The sequence below is a fragment of the Tessaracoccus luoxuelianae genome, from assembly GCF_054483915.1.
Genome location: NZ_CM137013.1, coordinates 2,706,391 through 2,724,083 on the forward strand (window position 1 = coordinate 2,706,391; position 17,693 = coordinate 2,724,083).

General features: G+C 68.6%; 18 protein-coding genes and 1 tRNA gene. 5 read left to right on the top strand and 14 right to left on the bottom strand.

Going from position 1 to position 17,693, the window contains the following annotated elements; genetic code table 11:
- Positions 1 to 71 precede the first annotated feature (71 nt).
- Together ACX1D1_RS12410 and ACX1D1_RS12415 are read left to right on the top strand one after the other, a co-directional pair.
- On the top strand, positions 72 to 1,403 hold the full coding sequence (locus tag ACX1D1_RS12410) for an ISL3 family transposase (protein WP_459054753.1): 1,332 nt from the start codon (positions 72 to 74) through the stop codon (positions 1,401 to 1,403).
- An 86-nt stretch (positions 1,404 to 1,489) separates the two neighbouring features.
- Entirely contained in the window at positions 1,490 to 2,083 is a 594-nt protein-coding gene (locus tag ACX1D1_RS12415; RefSeq protein WP_459056585.1) for a transposase, read from the top strand.
- A gap of 192 nt (positions 2,084 to 2,275) precedes the next feature.
- Here the strand turns inward: ACX1D1_RS12415 and ACX1D1_RS12420 are convergent, their stop codons facing one another.
- The 5 genes from ACX1D1_RS12420 to thpR form a co-directional block, all read right to left on the bottom strand.
- Positions 2,276 to 3,118 carry a hypothetical protein gene (locus ACX1D1_RS12420; RefSeq protein ID WP_459054754.1) on the bottom strand — a complete coding sequence of 281 codons (843 nt, stop codon included), beginning with the start codon at positions 3,116 to 3,118 and terminating at the stop codon, positions 2,276 to 2,278.
- A 1,162-nt stretch (positions 3,119 to 4,280) separates the two neighbouring features.
- Positions 4,281 to 5,687 carry a recombinase family protein gene (locus tag ACX1D1_RS12425; RefSeq protein ID WP_459054755.1) on the bottom strand — a complete coding sequence of 469 codons (1,407 nt, stop codon included), beginning with the start codon at positions 5,685 to 5,687 and terminating at the stop codon, positions 4,281 to 4,283.
- 846 nt (positions 5,688 to 6,533) lie between these two features.
- Positions 6,534 to 6,881, bottom strand: a complete 348-nt coding sequence (locus tag ACX1D1_RS12430) for a NifB/NifX family molybdenum-iron cluster-binding protein (RefSeq protein WP_459054756.1) — start codon at positions 6,879 to 6,881, stop codon at positions 6,534 to 6,536.
- Positions 6,882 to 6,977: 96 nt separating this feature from the next.
- Positions 6,978 to 7,059, bottom strand: a tRNA-Leu gene (locus ACX1D1_RS12435).
- 21 nt (positions 7,060 to 7,080) lie between these two features.
- Positions 7,081 to 7,638 (bottom strand): RNA 2',3'-cyclic phosphodiesterase, encoded by a 558-nt coding sequence (gene thpR / locus ACX1D1_RS12440; protein WP_459054757.1) that lies wholly within the window; start codon positions 7,636 to 7,638, stop codon positions 7,081 to 7,083.
- A 73-nt stretch (positions 7,639 to 7,711) separates the two neighbouring features.
- Here thpR and ACX1D1_RS12445 point away from each other — a divergent pair, with 73 nt between their 5' ends.
- Both ACX1D1_RS12445 and ACX1D1_RS12450 read left to right on the top strand, forming a co-directional pair.
- Positions 7,712 to 8,395, top strand: a complete 684-nt coding sequence (locus ACX1D1_RS12445; protein WP_459054758.1) for a hypothetical protein — start codon at positions 7,712 to 7,714, stop codon at positions 8,393 to 8,395.
- A gap of 67 nt (positions 8,396 to 8,462) precedes the next feature.
- Positions 8,463 to 9,773 (top strand): DUF2254 domain-containing protein, encoded by a 1,311-nt coding sequence (locus tag ACX1D1_RS12450; RefSeq protein ID WP_459054759.1) that lies wholly within the window; start codon positions 8,463 to 8,465, stop codon positions 9,771 to 9,773.
- A 4-nt stretch (positions 9,774 to 9,777) separates the two neighbouring features.
- Here ACX1D1_RS12450 and ACX1D1_RS12455 read toward each other — a convergent pair whose 3' ends face one another.
- The 9 genes from ACX1D1_RS12455 to clpS are packed head-to-tail and all read right to left on the bottom strand — an operon-like array spanning position 9,778 to position 16,311.
- Complete coding sequence (locus ACX1D1_RS12455; protein ID WP_459054760.1) at positions 9,778 to 11,109, bottom strand: DNA polymerase IV; 1,332 nt, start codon at positions 11,107 to 11,109, stop codon at positions 9,778 to 9,780.
- Between the two features lie 7 nt (positions 11,110 to 11,116).
- Entirely contained in the window at positions 11,117 to 11,599 is a 483-nt protein-coding gene (locus ACX1D1_RS12460) for a dihydrofolate reductase (RefSeq protein ID WP_459054761.1), read from the bottom strand.
- Positions 11,596 to 12,453 carry a DUF1707 SHOCT-like domain-containing protein gene (locus ACX1D1_RS12465; protein WP_459054762.1) on the bottom strand — a complete coding sequence of 286 codons (858 nt, stop codon included), beginning with the start codon at positions 12,451 to 12,453 and terminating at the stop codon, positions 11,596 to 11,598. The genes ACX1D1_RS12460 and ACX1D1_RS12465 overlap by 4 nt, the downstream gene beginning before the upstream one ends.
- Positions 12,454 to 12,471: 18 nt before the next feature.
- The gene (locus tag ACX1D1_RS12470; protein WP_459054763.1) at positions 12,472 to 13,284 is read right to left on the bottom strand and encodes a thymidylate synthase; all 813 of its coding nucleotides are present in this window, start codon (positions 13,282 to 13,284) and stop codon (positions 12,472 to 12,474) included.
- Positions 13,281 to 13,889: an RdgB/HAM1 family non-canonical purine NTP pyrophosphatase gene (gene rdgB, locus ACX1D1_RS12475; protein WP_182784770.1), complete on the bottom strand. Its 609-nt coding sequence runs from the start codon at positions 13,887 to 13,889 to the stop codon at positions 13,281 to 13,283. The genes ACX1D1_RS12470 and rdgB overlap by 4 nt, the downstream gene beginning before the upstream one ends.
- Positions 13,886 to 14,611 carry a ribonuclease PH gene (gene rph, locus ACX1D1_RS12480; RefSeq protein ID WP_182784768.1) on the bottom strand — a complete coding sequence of 242 codons (726 nt, stop codon included), beginning with the start codon at positions 14,609 to 14,611 and terminating at the stop codon, positions 13,886 to 13,888. Before rph ends, rdgB begins: the two co-directional genes overlap by 4 nt.
- Positions 14,612 to 14,616: 5 nt before the next feature.
- Positions 14,617 to 15,441, bottom strand: coding sequence for a glutamate racemase (murI, locus tag ACX1D1_RS12485; RefSeq protein WP_182784766.1), 825 nt, complete (start codon positions 15,439 to 15,441; stop codon positions 14,617 to 14,619).
- Positions 15,434 to 16,021: a DUF2017 family protein gene (locus ACX1D1_RS12490; RefSeq protein WP_459054764.1), complete on the bottom strand. Its 588-nt coding sequence runs from the start codon at positions 16,019 to 16,021 to the stop codon at positions 15,434 to 15,436. Before ACX1D1_RS12490 ends, murI begins: the two co-directional genes overlap by 8 nt.
- Positions 16,018 to 16,311 (bottom strand): ATP-dependent Clp protease adapter ClpS, encoded by a 294-nt coding sequence (gene clpS / locus ACX1D1_RS12495; RefSeq protein ID WP_459054765.1) that lies wholly within the window; start codon positions 16,309 to 16,311, stop codon positions 16,018 to 16,020. Before clpS ends, ACX1D1_RS12490 begins: the two co-directional genes overlap by 4 nt.
- A 23-nt stretch (positions 16,312 to 16,334) precedes the next feature.
- On the opposite strand from clpS, the gene ACX1D1_RS12500 reads away from it, so the two are divergent.
- Entirely contained in the window at positions 16,335 to 17,687 is a 1,353-nt protein-coding gene (locus ACX1D1_RS12500) for a nicotinate phosphoribosyltransferase (RefSeq protein ID WP_459054766.1), read from the top strand.
- Positions 17,688 to 17,693 lie beyond the last annotated feature (6 nt).

Sequence of the window (17,693 nt, forward strand, 5' to 3'; positions counted from 1 at the left end):
GCGGGGTGAAGGGGGTCGAGGCCCTCAAGAATCGGGGTTACCACACCACCTGATCTTCAAGGACCTCGACGATGCCTGATTCTACTTCCTGCTGCCGTGCCTCCGGCGGCTACTGCCAGCGCTGCGACCTTCTGCTGGGCCTGCCCGGGCTCCACGTGATCGGCGTCCAGCGCGACGACGCTGGGCTCAGGGTTGAGGTCGAATCCGTCCGACCGGAGGTGATGGGCTGCCCCGCCTGCGGCGTGATCGCGCATGCCCATGGCAGGCAGAAGGTGAAGCTGATCGACGCGCCGTGCTTCACGGCACCGGTGCGGTTGTGGTGGCGGAAACGACGCTGGCTCTGTCCCGATCCGATGTGTCCGGTGAACTCATTCACGGAACAGAACCCCGACATCGCGCGACCCAGAGCGCTGCTCACCAGCCGCGCCACGTCGTGGGCGATCGGGCAGCTGCGACGGGAGAACGCCTCGGTCCAGGGGATGGCCCGGCAGCTCGGCTGCACCTGGAGGACGCTGTGGCGAGCCGTCAAGCCGATCCTTGAAGCCGCCGCCGACGACGAGGCCCGCTTCGCCGGCGTCACCTCGCTGGGCGTCGACGAACACATTTGGCATCACGTCTCCACCAAGCCCGTCGACCAGGGCGGGCGCGGGCCGAAGGAGTTCACCGGCATGGTCGATCTCACCCGCGACAAGGAGGGACGCGTCCGGGCCCGGCTCCTCGATCTGGTCCCGGGCCGCTCGGGTGAGGCCTACAAGACCTGGCTGCGTGACCGCGGGGACACGTTCCGGAAAGGGATCGCGATCGCCACCCTGGACCCGTTCCACGGCTACAAGAACGCCATCGACGACCAGTTGGAGGACGCCGTTGCGGTGCTCGATGCGTTCCACGTAGTCAAGCTCGGGACGGCCGCGGTCGATGAGGTCCGTCGCCGGGTCCAGCAGGACATCCACGGCCACCGCGGTCGCCGAGACGATCCGCTGTATCGGATCCGCAACCTGCTGCGCGCCGGGCAGGAACACCTCACCGACCGACAGAAGACCCGCCTCGAGACCGCGTTCACAGCCGACGACCGCCACGTCGAAGTCGAGGTCGCCTGGCACTGCGCCCAACAGCTCCGCTCGGTCTATCACCAGTCCTGTCACGCCGACGGGCGCAGGGTCGCGGAGAAGATCCTCGCCACGTTCCCGTCGTGTCCGATCCCGGAGATCGCCCGCCTCGGCCGGACGCTGAACCAGTGGCGCGACGCGTTCCTGGGCTACTTCACCACCGGCGGTGCCAACAATGGCGGAACCGAGAGCATCAACGGGTTGATCGAACTCGCCCGCCGCGTCGCCAGAGGGTTCCGCGACCCCGACAACTACCGCCTCAGAATGCTCCTCATCGGCGGCGGTCTAAGCATCTGACCCCACGCTCAGGTACGAAGAGCCTGAAAAGGATCTGGCCGCGTGACCGCGGGGACACGTTCCGGAAAGGGATCGCGATCGCCACCCTGGACCCGTTCCACGGCTACAAGAACGCCATCGACGACCAGTTGGAGGACGCCGTTGCGGTGCTCGATGCGTTCCACGTAGTCAAGCTCGGGACGGCCGCGGTCGATGAGGTCCGTCGCCGGGTCCAGCAGGACATCCACGGCCACCGCGGTCGCCGAGACGATCCGCTGTATCGGATCCGCAACCTGCTGCGCGCCGGGCAGGAACACCTCACCGACCGACAGAAGACCCGCCTCGAGACCGCGTTCACAGCCGACGACCGCCACGTCGAAGTCGAGGTCGCCTGGCACTGCGCCCAACAGCTCCGCTCGGTCTATCACCAGTCCTGTCACGCCGACGGGCGCAGGGTCGCGGAGAAGATCCTCGCCACGTTCCCGTCGTGTCCGATCCCGGAGATCGCCCGCCTCGGCCGGACGCTGAACCAGTGGCGCGACGCGTTCCTGGGCTACTTCACCACCGGCGGTGCCAACAATGGCGGAACCGAGAGCATCAACGGGTTGATCGAACTCGCCCGCCGCGTCGCCAGAGGGTTCCGCGACCCCGACAACTACCGCCTCAGAATGCTCCTCATCGGCGGCGGTCTAAGCATCTGACCCCACGCTCAGGTACGAAGAGCCCCCAATGGCCCCCCGTGTGGTGGGCTGTCAACGACCCAGCGTTAAGCGAACCAGAGGGCCAGCCAGGACTTGACTTGAACTAGCTAGTTGGCCATTCCCCCCGAGCCGCCTTGGGGACCGGGGGTTTTCCCAGCTATGGGAGGTCAAGAGCAGTTGGCGTCCCCCGCCTCAATGCGCTTCCTGAAGTTCCCAAGAACTGGGATTGCTGCGTACCAGCCGCAGGATTAGTGTTCCGACAATGTGGATCATCATCCAGGCATCATGCCTGGTGGCATCGCTCACGTGGTGGCTATCCCCCGCCTCGCTCCGATTAGCAGATGCCCAATTCAGGAACTTCATCAGCCCTTCCGTCAATAGCGAGTCGTGCCTCTGCAGCAGCCCTCTCTTTGAAGCGTCCTTAATCAGTGGCCCTAGTGCGTTTCCTTGGCAACCGAGTGCTGTGAGGGTTTCCTGGAGGGCTGTCCCTGCATCGGTGATGGCGTTAGCCGGGTCGGAGGCGAGTTCTCGCAGAGCGTCCAGATATGCGGTGTGCGCCTTCTCGAATTGGACGCCAACCAACAGGCGTAAGGTGGGAACCACTACTTTCCGGTGCAGTTCGTCGGACTCAATAGGCACGACTTCAGCGTCAACCACTCGGTATCCAACACGGTGATCCTCGAATGCCTCGTTCACTGTCTCCTCGAAGACGACCGCGAGATTGTGGTGAGAATTGGACGAGGTGAGGGTCTCGCACACAGCACCGATCAGGTCGAGCGCAAGATCGTCCGTGGTGTCCATCTTAAGTAGTTGGCCGCTGTAGACGTTAGCACCTGCCGGAATGCCATTGATTCGCAAGATCTTCGACACGTCGGCAGGAATATCGAGCCATGTGGCGTCCCGTTCGATCATTTCCCACACCGTGCTAATCGAAATCCGGGCCGCTCGGGGGACCTTGTCTGTCCAGAGCTGTTCGCCAGCAGCTTCGCGGGAGTCACGTTCGGCTCGCCGCTTGCGCTGAGAATGAAGTGCCATGTCCGGCATCCTATCGTTGGCCGTGGCCATCGACTCGGCCTCAAGCTGTGGCTTCTGGCGCGTGAGCGTTGCATACTGGATTTCCGCTACTCCCGGGCGGTCCCCGGTGGCACGCCGCAGGCGGGCCGCTTCAGTCCAACTAGCAACATAACTCTCTGGGTTGTGGGGTGGGGTGGGGCCGTGGTCGGGCCTCGGTCCCTTCCCCCTTGGAGCGCGCTTAGGGGTCCCCGGGCATCGCGGAGCGATGTTTGGGGGCGCGCAGGGACCGAGCACGGGCCCATCCCCTTGGCAGAGAGTTACACGGATGGTGTTTTGAATGTCATCCCCGCATCGGTTGCTCTCCAGGACCGTGGGTGAGATTTGAGATGACAGGCCCGCCTGGAGGGGTCGAGCGGCACCGGTAGGCCAGTGCTCCCGCTTATAGCCACCAATTTGAGAGGCCCTTCCCGGGGCGAGCCCGGGAACGCTGAGCCTCTCACCCTCTGAGTTCTTGACGTTGTGGCGTCTCCCTGTGGTCAGGGGCCAGCAGTTCCTGTTGGCTCTGACGGAGGGTTTCGGGCTGTGGTCGTGGATGACGATCCGGTGGCGCGGTTGGCTGGGCAGGTCCCTGCTCGGTGGACGCTGAATGTGTATCCCGGGGCCGGTGAGGCTGGCGGCTGTTTCGTGCCGTCCCTGGTCCGCCGCTCGGTGGGGGTGAAAGGTGCTGCGGCCGATCCTGAGCGGGCAGCGTTGGAGGCGGGGCGCCGGGCTCGCGGGGTTGTCCGCCGGTATTGCGCTCACAACGCCCCTTCGGGTTGCATCGCTACGACTGGGCGCAGGGCTTTAATCCTGACGTGGTGCGGGTCTCGGGTAACACTGCTTCTGAGGTCGTGGCCCAGGCCTGTGAGATTGTCGGGGAGCGGTTCACCCTGGCGTGGTCCTCCGATGAGGTCGATGATTGGCGCGGTGCTCCGGCGCTGTGGCTGCAATGGGGCCTCTGATGCCGCGGTTCGCTGCTGATGTGGTGGCCGCCTGGGTGCAGGCCTCGTGTGATGCTCAGGGGGTGCCGGTGCTGGTCACTGATGCCGGCGTGGTGGCCGATGTGGCGGTACTGCTGACGGGCCGGGCAGCCCCGGGAGGGCCGCAGCGCTTCTGCGCGGGCCCTCCGGGGCGGCCGCCCGTGTCAGAGCCTCCAGACGGCGGTCACTCGGTTGTGGTCCACGCTGCGGGCTCCTGGGCGGCCGGGGCCGATGACGGCATGGTCCATCACGGCGGCCACGATCTGGGTCTGGCGGGATAGGTCCAACCCTGCGAACTGCGCTTCGAGGTCCTGGCTTCGGTTCAGGTCGAGGAAGTCCAGCGCATCGACGCGGGCCGCTTGGGCCAGCTGCCTTCGTCCCGTGTTGATGCGTTGCTCGATGACCTCTCGGGCCTTGCGCCACTCGGGGGCGGTGATCTCACGGCTGGCGTACATCTCTGCCAGCTCCTGCAGCTGGGCGGCGTCCTGGTTGACCTCGGCGGCGATCTTGTCGGCGTCGATGGTGGCGCGGGCTCGTCCGGCGATCGCGTCGAACAGCGCCGGGCTCGCCAACCTGCCCAGCACCCCCCGGCTGACCAGCTCCTCCACCGGTCCCGCCGCGATCATCGTCCCCCCACAGCCGCCGTGATCCGGGCCAGACATACACACATAGCGGCGCCGTTCCTGTCGTGCGGCCGCGAACAGCTTCCCTCCGCACTTGTGACAGCGCAGCATTCCCGACAGCAGATAGCTGCGCGGTGTCCGGCGGCCGGTGGCCTTCCCGGCCTGGACCCTGGCCAACATCGCGTCTCGCTGCTCCGGGGTGATGATCGCCTCCCACACCGCCGGACCCACGATCTGCCCGCCGTGGGCCCGCAACCCTGCCAGCCTCGCCGACAGCAGCATGGTCCTCAGCCCCGTCGATGCCCAGTCCCTGCCGGTGGGGGTCTTGATCCCCTCGCGCTGCGTCCAATCTGCTAAGGACCGCCACGACTCGCCCGCCAGATACCGCGCCACCAGGTCACGGATCACACCGGCCTCGAACTCGTCCACAGTCACCCGATCCACCTGGTAGCCGAACGGCCGGTTCGTCCCGCCCATCGACGGCAACCCCTTCTCGGCGAGCTCCAGGTTCTTGCGCTTGAGGCGCCTGGACTTTGCGTCAGATTCGCCGGCGGCGAAGGCAGCCATCACTCGCAGCATCATGAGCCCGTCACCAGTCGTCAAGTCAGCGTCACCGGTCACGAACTCCACCTGCATCTCCGCGGCCTGACACACCGACACGAACTCCTCAAGCTCGATCGGCCGCCTGGTCAACCGGTCCATGTGATAGATCACCACCGCGTCACGCCGCCCGGCGCGGATGTCCTCGACCAGGCGCCGATACGCCGGGCGCTTCTTCCCGCTGTGCGCGGAAATGTCATTGTCGGCGTACACCTCCGACACCGGCCACCCCAACCGGTCGGCCAACCCCTGGCAGTCGATCCGTTGGCGCTCCACCCCCAGCCCCGTGCCGTCCTGGTCCTGACTGATCCTGGTGTAGATCGCGGCCGCCGTCACTTGCTCGCCCATGAGGGCAGACTAGCAACTCGCTGCCAACCGCGTGTTGCTCTACCCATTCCATCACCGCCTGCTCGAACCGGACCCGCGCCAATCCGAGGAATCCCAATGGCAGGTCCACCTGGATCCGGCCACTGGGCTGCCGTGGTTCACCCCACCCCGGCACATCGACCCGGCGCGCAGGCCGAGGCAGCATCAACGCCACCGGCTACAGCAACTCGCACCCCGCGTCGCGGGACCACCCTGCCCACCCGACCCCGGCCTGCCTGACTCGGTCTCGCCGGTCGTGCCTGAGCGCCGTGCGCCGGATCTCGACGAACTCATCGGCCGCAGCTCCGCCGTCTGGGCTTCCGCCGGCTAGAGGTCAGCCCGCTGGTTCACCAGGGCCCGACGACCCGCTCACGAGTGCAGGGCAGCGGACTCAGTCAGGGATTGATGTTCAGGTCGAGAACCCTCCCCTGAGAGCCAGGGTGGGGGACGGCAGGGCGGTACTGCGTAGCGGTGCCCAACCCGAGGATCGCCCAACCGGCATCCCGCTCAAGCAGGCCCGACCCCCGACGCCGCGCTGCCGAGCCGCACCCGGGACCTGGCAACGCCACAAGCAGGGCGAGTGCGGGGAGACGGGAGACGACGCCCGGGCGGCCTCAACAACCCGACCACAAACCCTGGCCGTGACGACCTCAAGAACATGGACAACGGCCGCATGGGCATCGGCTCACGGCTCACGGCTCACCACACCCGACCACAAAAACTGCGTGAAGGTGGTAGTCACAACCCTTCGAGACGGCACCCGCGCCTTCGGCGGCGCGCCTCCTCAGGGAGCGAAGGGGACAGGCCATGCTTCGCGGGCGGCCCTCCTCAGGGAGCGGTGGTGCGGGCGGCCTCCAGAGCCTTCAGGATGGAGACGCGGGCGTCGCCAGGAGTGGCCGAGAGGATGGGGATACCCATCGTGTTCATGACGCGCACCATCCCCTCCCCCATGTGATCCACCACGACGGCGCTGATCGACTGGTCCTTGAGGAAGCGCACGATGCGCGCGTGGTGCGAGCCGTGGGTGCCGGCGTCGTGGGACATATCCCAGGCCACCTCGTCGATCCGCCACGACGTGACCTCGCCATCGGTGACCTCCGCGACGCCGATCCAGTGCGCCTTGCCCCAGGACGGTGCGGAGTGGCCATCGGGGGTGACGGGTGTGGCGACGAACATGAGGTCCTCCAGTGAGACGAGCGGAGTGGAACCCGCCCACTATCGCACTGGGCGGAGACGAGGCTGAAGGCGGGTGGGATCATCGCACCTGCGCGGTACCGAAGACGGGACTTGAACCCGCACGCCCGAGGGCACAGGAACCTAAATCCTGCGTGTCTACCAATTCCACCACTTCGGCTCGCCCTGTCGGGGGCGCCGTTCAGTCTAGGGGACCCGTCGGCTTCCCGCCCAGCGGGAACCTCTCCGCGACCACATAGCGCGCGCCCGGGTGCGACTCCACCAGGCACAACTCGTCGGCCACCCAACGCCAGCTGGGAAAGGAGTCGAACACTTCGAGCCAACGCACGGCGAGCAGCCCGCGGTTGTGCCGGGCCAGGGTCAGGTGTCCGACGAACCGGGCGCCGTCCGCCGCGACCCCCGCCCTGCTGGCCGCGGCCCGACAACTCGCAGACAGCAACGCCAACCGGTCGTCCGGGGCGGCCGCCGCGAGGCCCAACACCCGGGACCTGGCCGGATCGGGGAAAGCGATGCCGCCGACGAGCTCCACGTCGAACGGCCGCGTCCGGGCCGCCAGCTCCGCCAGGTTCTCCTCCAGCCGCTCGAGGTTCTCCTCCGGCACCTCGCCCATGAACGAGGTGGTGATGTGCCACCCCTCGGGGCGGGTCCAGCGCAGCGACGGTTCGGCGTCGCGTCTGGGCTCCAGCAGGGTGTCCAACTGACGGATGACACCGGCGGGCGGCAGGACTGCGGTAAACATGCGCGCTCCCATGCGGCCAGCGTACGCCCGTCGCTCTCTGGTCAACCGCCCTGAGCCGGACGTAGAGTGAGGCATGGATCCCAGGTCTGCCGCACTTGAGGCTGAGGATGCCAGGCCGCCGGCCGGCACCGACGAACGGTTCGCGGGTTTCGGCGTGGTCGGCCAGCCCTTCTCGTCGGGGCACCTCCTCGCCCTTCGTCATTTTCCGGTCTCGACGGTGGGGCCGGGGTACAACGCTGTCTGGATCAGGGATCCCGCCGGATCCTGGACGATGGCCGCCAACGTCGCCCCTCAGCAGTCCTGCCCCCGGTACTTCGGGGCCGCCCTGGACGGGGAGTTCGAAACAGCTGTCTCGATTGCCTGGACCGGAGACTCGACCCTTCGGGTCCATGTGGGTCACCCCGTGGACCTCGATTGGACGATCACCCTGCGATCCACTCCCCTGACGACGGCGATGTCGGCCGCCTGCAACGCCCTCCCCGATCCGCTGTGGCGAGGTGAGGTGTTCTCCCGGATGATGGGGGCGGTCGCCTCCGCCTTCCTCCGCACCGGCCGGCTGGCGCTGATCGGCGGGACGCCCAATGGACAGAGCTATGTGGCCAGACCGCGCCGCATCTGGCTGGTTGAGGATTCGTCAGCGACGCTGGCCGGGGTTTCTCTCGGCGTCCCGGCCCCGCTTGCCGAGCAGCAGGCGCTGGGCGACTTCTGGTTGCCCCAGCGCGGGCTGTTCATGGTGGGCTGGTCCGCCTTCAGCTAGGGCGTCGCTGACCGACCCGTGACGCGGGCCTCTCCCACGGCGGAGCGCCCTCCACTAGCCTGCCGACATGGGCAGATTCCGCAGTTGGCTGACAGAGATTCCGCAACGGTTCTGGTTCATCCCCGCGCTGTTCATCACCGCGGCGATCGCCGCGTCGCAACTCCTCGTGGGGGCCGATCGCGCGCAACTCCCCCTCCCGGGCGTGGTGGAGGCCTTCCTGTTCGACACCGGCGTCGACGGGGCACGGGCGCTGCTCTCCGCGGTCGCGTCGTTCCTCGGCGTCGCGGGCACAGCATTCTCCATCACCATCTCGGTGATCAGCACCACCTCCACCACGTACGGGCCGCGCCTGGTGCGCAACTTCATGCGTGACCGCAACAACCAGATGGTCCTGGGGGTGCTGGTGGCCACGTTCGTCTACACGCTGATGGTGTTGCGCACCATCCGCTCCGAGAGCGACGACGGCTCCGCCTTCGTGCCGCATATCGCTGTCAACGGCGCCATCGCCCTGGGCGTGGTGGACGTCTTCCTGTTCGTCTGGTTCATTCATCACATCGCCGGATCGGTCCAGGTCGACGCCCTCGTCAAGGGCGCCCGCGACGACTTCCGCCGCGCGGTCAGGAACAACTGGCTCGACCCCGACGACGAGCACGTCGACCACTTCGATCATCCCCGCGATGGTGGCGGCGTCGCGACGCTCGGCCGGTCCGGCTACCTCACCAGGATCGACGTCCGCGACCTCGCCGAGGACCTCACCCAGACCGCCACCTCCGTGCGGCTGCTCAAGCGGGTCGGGGACCAGGTGATGGAGGACGAGCCCTTGGCCCTGGTGTGGCCGGCGGAGGCCGTCGACGTGGCACAGCACAGGATCCGCGACCACGTGCACGTCGGCCCCTCCCGGACGACGGAACAGGACCTGCGGTTCGCGGAGCAACAGGTGGTGGAGCTCGCCGTCCGGGCGCTCTCCCCCGGCACCAACGACCCCTACACGGCGGTCAACGCCGTCGAGGAGGTGGCCGCCGGGGTGCTGACCGCCGTCTCCCGGCCGGACACCGGCACCATCCTCGTCGACGACGACGGGGCCCCGCGCCTGTATCTGAGGCCTGTGCGCGCCGCGGAGATCGTCGATATGCCCTTCGAACACCTTCGCCCGTACGCGCTGAACGCCCGCATCGTGCTGGAGTCGTTGGTGGACCTCGCCGCCAGGATCCGGGTGGCGGCGGTGGACCCCGAGCTGGCCGCCCGGGCCGACCGCCACGTCGATCTGCTGGTGCAGGAGGCCGAGGGTCAACTCACCGCCCCGGATCTGGCTATCCTCAAGCAGTACGTCGCCACGAGCCGGGCGGACTCCGTCACGCAGCCCCCGGCGCGGCCCTGAGCGGTCACCCGTCGTCGTCGACGACGGCTCGCGGGAGCGGGTGGATCCCCGCAGGGCTGAGGGCCGGGTCGTCGACGGGCAGGGTCCTGATCGGCCCCGGACCCGTGGTGCGCGTCTCGAACCGCACCGTCACCCTCCCCAGGCCGGACCCCCACACCCAGCCGCGACCATGCTCGTCGTGGACCACATCCGCCCCGGGATGGAAGCCGCGGCCCCGCACCCCGCTGAGCCCCACGTCGTCGCCGAGGCTCACCTCAGTGACCGTCGACGCGGCCTCCTCGTCACCGAAGAGCCGCTCCTGCGCCGAGGTGGCGAAGTTGCTCACCCCGATCCCCAGCAGCCGCACCCCCTCCCGCACATCCACCTCGCTCAGCAGTGCCAGTCCGGCGGCCGTGATGGCGTCGACGGCGTCGGTGGCACCTCCCAGGCTCCGCGCCACGGTGCGGGTGGTGAAGTCCGGGAACCGCACCTTGACGGTGACGGTGCGCGCGAAGTAGCCGGCACGGCTGAGCCGGCCCGCGACGGCCGCAGCGTCGCGGCGCAGGATCGCCTCCAGTTGGGCGCGGTCCGTGAGGTCCGTGGCGAAGGTGTCCTCCGTCGAGATGGACTTCGGGTCACGCTGGGGCTGCACCGCGCGGGTGTCGCGGCCCCAGGCGAGCGCGGCCAGGCCTTCACCGGCGGCCTGACCCAGCTCACGGATCAGTTCGGCACTGTCCGCGGCCCGCAGGTCCACGACGGTGTGCACGCCGATGGCCGACAGTCTCTGTTCGGTGGCCGGACCTACCCCGGGGATGGATCGCACCGGCAGCTGGGACAGGAAATCGAGTTCCTCGGCGGGGTCCATGATGCGGGCACCGTCTGGCTTGGCCGCCTCCGAGGCGAGCTTGGCCAGGAACTTCGACGACGCCACACCCACGGAGGCCGTCAGACCCTCGGTGCGGGCGGTGAGCTCGGCCCGCAGCGCGGCCACCCGCTCGGGCACCTCGTCGTCGGCCCACCCAGAGGGCCCGAGGTCCACGAACGCCTCGTCGAGGCTCAGCGGCTCCACCAGGGGCGACACCTCCCGCAGGAGCGCCATCACGATCCGCGAGGACTCCCGGTACGCCGCGAACCGGCCTCCCAGGAAGGCGGCGTTCGGCACTCGGCGGCGCGCCTCGGCCCCGGACATCGCGGAGCGTACCCCGAACCGGCGGGCCTCGTAGGAGGCGGTGGCCACCACCCCTCGCGGCCCCGCCCCGCCCACGACCACGGCCTTGCCGCGCAGGCTGGGCTTGTCGCGCTGCTCGACGGCGGCGAAGAAGGCGTCCAGGTCAAGGTGCAGTATGCGGCGTGGCATGGGCCGATCAGCCGGCGGCCGACGGGGTGGGCACGTACTGCGAGAAGTGGAAGCCCTCCCGCACCTCGCGGGAGATCTCCGTCCACTCGCGCGGCGAGATGACCGGGAACCGAGCGTCCCCGTCGGGTTGCTGGTTGACGTGGGTGATGTCCAGCTCGGTGAGGTACGGCCATGCCGCCTCGTAGATCTGCGATCCGCCGCCGACGAAGCACACCCGCTCGGGGGTCTCGGCGGCCAGGTCCAGGGCCTCGGTGATCGAGTGCGCCACCTCGACGCCCTCGTCGCTCCAGTCCGGGTCTCGGGTGACGACGATGATCCGCCGGTTGGGCAGCAGCCCGATCTGCTCGTGGGTGCGCCGCCCGAAGATGAGCGTGTTGCCGGTGGTGACCTTCTTGAAGCGGCGGAAGTCCTCGGGGATGTGCCACAGCATGTCCTCCCCGGAGCCGATCACCCAGTTATCCGCCACGGCCGCGATCGCCACGATCCTCATCGTGGCTCCATCGGCTGAAAGTCGAGCATCCCCCCGTTGGCGTCGATCTGGATCGACCCGGACGCTGGACCGTCGGTGGCCGTGACGCGCACCGTCGGGTCGCCGGCCTCCGTCCACAGCAGCAGCACCTCGGACACGGCACCGGTGAGGTTGGCCCCGGCCATGTCCAGCGCCTGCGGGACGAGCCCGTCGACGAGGTTCAGGTCCGCGAGGCTGACCGGCCCGGCGGCCGTCGATCCGCTCATCTCGATGGGCCCCATGCCCAGCCGCGAGAAGGTGGTGAGCTCGCCGGGCGCGCGGGCCTGAGATCCCACACCGCCGATCTCATCGACCGTGATGCGCAACTCGAGGAGGGAGTCCAAGCCGTGTTCACGCAGCAGCGCCGAGGTCTCGCCCCATCCCTCGAAGTACACGGGGTCCAGGTCGAGGGCTCCCCCGGCCCACTCGGGCTCCGGCATCATCGGGTCCATGACCCCCGAGCCGGACTCGCTCGTCCGCATACCGGAAAAGCTGATCACACCCAAAGCCCCCATCCCGACGATGGCTGCCGCGACGCCGAGCACAACCCGGCGTCCTACTCCACTCGACGACGGGCCGCGGTACACCTCCGGAAGGGGCTGAAATGCCTGCGGCGGCCCAGGTTGGGGGCGCGGATAGGTTGGCGTCACGGGCACGATGTTGGGCTGCGGCAGGCCCTGGAACTGGGCCATGGCGTCGCGGTGGGTGACCGCGGCCAGCACGGCGTTGCTGCGCGCCTCGAACTCGGACTCATCCAGCCGGCCGTCGGCGTAGGCCGTGGACAGCAGGTCCAGGTACCGGTCCCGCTCCTGGAAGGACGGCCGCAGTTCGCTCATGACGGACAGGTTAGCCGCCTACACGGCGATGGGCGCCTTGATGGCGGGGTGCGGGTCGTATCCCACCAGCTCGATGTCTGCCAGAGTGAACGCGTCCAGCTCGGTGACCTCGGGGTTGAGCCGCAGCTGCGGCAGGTCCCTCGGTTCGCGGGTCAGCTGCTCGGCCACCTGATCAACGTGGTTGGAGTAGATGTGCGCATCTCCGAGCGTGTGGACGAACTCCCCTACGCGCAGCCCGGTCACCTGAGCGACGAGGTGCGTGAGCAGGGCGTAGGAGGCGATGTTGAACGGCACGCCGAGGAAGATGTCCGCTGAGCGCTGGTACAGCTGGCAGCTCAGCCGCGCTGGGCCGCCGTCGTCCGCGGGCGCCACGTAGAACTGGAACATCATGTGGCACGGCGGGAGCGCCATGGCTTCCACGTCCGCCACGTTCCAGGCGGAGACGATGTGACGGCGGGAGTCCGGCTTGGTCTTGAGGGACTCGACGACGGCCGCCAGCTGGTCGATGTGGCGACCCTCCGGCGTGGGCCAGGAGCGCCACTGGTAGCCGTAGATGGGGCCCAGGTTGCCGTCGGCGTCGGCCCATTCGTCCCAGATGGTGATGTTGTTCTGGTGCAGCCAGGCCAGGTTCGTGTCGCCGCGGAGGAACCACAACAGCTCGCCGAACACCGACCGGGTGTGCACCTTCTTGGTGGTGAGCAGCGGGAAGCCCTCGGCCAGATCGAAGCGCATCTGGTAGCCGAACACGGACCGCGTCCCGGTGCCGGTGCGGTCCGGCTTGTCCACGCCGGTGTCGGTGACGTGGCGCAGGAGGTCCAGGTACTGCTTCACGCGAGGCCCTTGAGGTAGTCGACGAATCCGCGCACGGCGATGCCGCGGTGGCTGATGGAGTCCTTCTCCTCGGCGCTGAGCTCGGCGGAGCTGACGTCCAGACCGGCTGGGATGAACAGCGGATCGTAGCCGAAGCCGTGCTCCCCCTCGGGGGCCTCAGCGATCCGGCCCGGCATGGTGCCGTGCCAGATCCTCCGCTCCCCGGCGGGGGAGACCATGGCCAGCGCGCACACGAACCGCGCCGTGCGGCGCTCCGTGGGTACTCCGTCGAGCTGGGCCAGCAGCAGCTGGTTGTTGTCCTCGTCGTCGCAGGCCGGGCCCGCCCATCGCGCGGAGCGGACACCGGGCATGCCGTTGAGCTCGTCCACCTCGAGGCCGGAATCGTCGGCGACGGCCATCAGGCCCGTCTCGCGCGCGGCCGCCGCGGCCTTGAGGAACGCGTTGCCCTCGAAGGTGCGTTCGGTCTCGGCGGGCTCAGGGTAGCGGCCGACGTCGCCGAGGCCGAGCACCTCGACGCCCACCCCCTCGGACACCAGGATGCGCCGCAGCTCCGCCAGCTTCTTCGGGTTGTTGGTGGCCAGCACCAGCCGCTCGGGGAGCCTCACGCCAAGGCCTCCCGCTGCAGCCGGGTGAGTTCCTCGCAGCCGGCCGTGCCCAGGTCCAGCAGGGTGCCCAGCTCCTCGCGGCTGAACGGAGTGCCCTCGGCGGTGCCCTGCACCTCGATGAAGGCCCCCGACCCGGTCATCACGATGTTCATGTCCGTGCCGGCCGCCGAATCCTCCTCGTAGGCGAGATCCAGCAGGGCCACACCGTCGGCGTCGAAGCCCACCGACACGGCCGCCACCGAATCCGTGAGCGGCTCCCCCTTCAACGCTCCGAGCGCGCGCAGGTGCTCGACGGCGTCGGCCAGGGCCACATAGGCCCCGGTGATGGCGGCGGTGCGGGTGCCCCCGTCGGCCTGCAGCACGTCACAGTCCAGCACGATCGTGTTCTCGCCGAGCGCCTTGTAGTCCACCACGGCCCGCAGCGAGCGGCCGATGAGGCGGGAGATTTCATGGGTGCGCCCGCCGAGGCGCCCCTTGACGGATTCCCGGTCCGAGCGGGTGTGCGTGGCACGCGGCAGCATGGCGTACTCGGCCGTGACCCAGCCCAGTCCGGAGCCCTTGCGCCAGCGTGGGACGCCGACGGTGACGGAGGCCGCGACGAGCACACGGGTGCGGCCGAACTCCACCAGCACAGATCCCTCGGCGTGATCGAGCCAGCTGCGGGTGATGCGCACCTCGCGGAGCTGATCGGGGGCGCGTCCATCTGCACGGCGAAAGGTCATGGCGCCTAACTTACCGTGGCGGCGGCGATGCTCACCTGCTCGACATTGGTGACGAAACTGCCCAGTAGACGCCGCCCGATGCCGTGGAAGTCCGTGGCGTCTCCGGTGGTGAGGAAGCGGCGCGTGGCCTCACGGGGCTGGTGCCGCAACAGGCCGGCCTGGGTGAGGTGGGAGTAGGTGGACTGCGCGCAGGCTTCGGCCGACGACACCAGCGTCACGCCGTTGCCGAGCACATAGCTGATCACCCCGCTCAGCAGCGGGTAGTGGGTGCAGCCGAGGATCAGCGTGTCGACGTGGGCCTTGGCCACGGGCTCGAGATACTCGCGGGCCACGTCCAGGAGCTCGTCGCCGCCGGTGATGCCCGCCTCGACGAACTCGACGAACCTCGGGCAGGCCTGGGCGGTCAGCGTGATGTGGGGCGCGATGGCGAATGCGTCGTCGTAGGAGCGGGAGTTCACCGTCGACTCAGTGGCCACCACGCCCACCCTGCCGTTGCGGGTGGCCGCGACAGCCCGGCTGGCGGCGGGCAGCACCACCTCGGTGATGGGCACGTCGTAGCGCTCTCGCGCGTCCCGCAGCACCGCCGAGGAAGCGGAGTTGCAGGCGATCACCAGTGCCTTCACACCCTGGGCGGCGAGGAAGTCCAGGCCCTCCAGCGCGAAGGCCCGCACCTCGGCGATAGAGCGCGGCCCGTAGGGCGCGCGCGCGGTGTCGCCGAGGTAGATGAAGTCCTCGTTGGGCAGCTGTTCGACGAGGGAGCGCATCACCGTGAGGCCCCCGAAGCCCGAGTCGAAGACGCCGATGGGCCGCTCGATGAGTTGACTAGTCATCTTCCGCCTCGAAGTCCATCGGGTCCATGCTGACTCCCAGCCGTAGGCACGTGGTGCGCGATTCCATGAGGTCGTCCAGGAGGAATCCCAGCCACTCGATCAGGTCGTGCAGGCCACCGGACTCGACGGCGGCGTCGTCCGGCTCCGCCAGACGCTCCGGGCCGGCCAGCTCGGTGTACCAGAAGAGCCGCAGCGCGCCGAGCACCTTCGCCCAGTCATCGACTCGGCCCAACGCCACGGGCACATGGCCCTCCCACCCCTGGAGGTCCTGTGCGACGGCGCGGGCGGCGGCCACCCGGGCGCGGGCCTGGCTGTGGATCGAGTCACGCCAGAAGTCGTCGGCGCTCTTGGCGTCCGGAAGGGCCGGCGGGAACAGGCGCACCAGCCGCGGATTGCCGAGCATCCGGTTGGTGGGGTCGTCGGAGAGGTCGGAGACGATCTGCTCGAACGGGTCGTCGCTCTCGGTGGGCAGCAGCGTGACCACCTGGGTGACGTACAGCTCGATCATCGAGCGCAGCCCGTCTGCCCGGCCGTCGTTGCCGTCGAACGCCCAGACGATGTCGTCGGGTTCCAGTATCATGACTGCTCCATCGAGGCCCACAGGTTGTAGCCCTGCATCGCCAGCACGTCTCGCTCCATGGACTCGCGGTTGCCCGTGGAGACCACCGCCTTCCCCTCGTTGTGCACCTGCAGCATGAGCTTCTCCGCCTTGTCCAGCGGATATTTGAAGTACTCCTGGAACACGTAGGTGACGTAGCTCATCAGGTTCACGGGGTCGTCCCACACGATGGTGACCCACTGGCCCACCGTCACCGGGGTCTCCGCGGGCGCCTCGAGGATCTCGACTCCGCCATCGCCTGCACTGCTCATGGCCCCAGGATAGGGTGCCGTTCATGACCACCGCGCTGCTCACCGATCACTACGAGCTCACCATGGTGCAGGCCGCGATGAACGCCGGCACCGCCAACCGGCGCAGCCTCTTCGACCTGTTCACCCGCAGGCTCCCCGAGGGCCGCCGCTACGGGGTGGCGGCCGGGCTGGGCCGCGCCGTCGAAGCCATCGAGCGCTTCCGGTTCGACGAGGCAGAGCTGACCTGGCTCCTGCAGCGCGGCATCATCCAGGACAACCTGGCCGAGTGGCTGGCCAACTACCGCTTCAACGGCGATATCTGGGGCTATCCGGAGGGCGAGGTCTACTTCCCCGGCTCGCCCGTGCTCTCCGTCGAGGGCACCTTCGCGGAGGCGTGCCTGCTGGAGACGGTGCTGCTGGCGATATACAACCACGACTCTGCGATCGCCGCGGCCGCCTCGCGCATGACGTCGATGGCCGGCGACAGGCCCTGCGCCGAGATGGGGTCCCGACGCACTCAGGAGTGGTCCGCCGTCGCCGCGGCCCGCGCCGCCTACGTGGCGGGCTTCGCCTCCACCTCGAACCTTGAGGCCGGCCGCAGCTACGGGGTCCCCACGATCGGGACCGCAGCCCACTCGTTCACACTCCTGCACGACACGGAGGAGGACGCCTTCCGGGCGCAGCTCGCCACCTTGGGAGACTCCACCACGCTGCTGGTGGACACCTACGACATCGACGCCGCGATCCGGCTCGGCGTGGAGCTCACCGAAGGCCGACTGGGAGCTATCCGCCTGGACTCCGGTGATCTGGCCATCGTCGCCCGCCAGGCCCGCGACCTGCTCGACGATCTCGGCGCCACCCATACCAAGATCATGGTGACCTCGGACCTGGACGAGTGGCAGATCGCGGCCCTCCAAGGCGCTCCCGTCGACGGCTACGGCGTGGGCACGGCCCTGGTGACCGGCTCAGGGCATCCCACCTGCGGATTTGTGTACAAGCTGGTCGCGCGCGCCGACTCCGACGCGCCGGACGCGTACATGACTGCGGTGGCGAAGAAGTCCAAGGGCAAGAACACGCTGGGCGGTCGCAAGTTCGCGATGCGCCGCCGCGGGGCAGACGGCCGGGCCGAGACCGAGGTGATCGGGCTGGGCACCCCGCCCCGCAACGACGGCGACGACCGGGACCTGCTGGTTCCCGTGATCCAGGGCGGCGAGGTGGTCTACCGGGCCACCCTCGACGACGCGCGCCGCAGGCATCTGGACTCCCTGGCGGAGCTCCCGGTGGGGGCGCTGCGGATCTCGAAGGGCGAGCCCGCGCTCGAGACGCTGATCCTCGACGAGACGGGGGACGAGACCACCAACCCCTATCAGGCGGCGCCGGTGGTGCACAACATCTGACCTCGA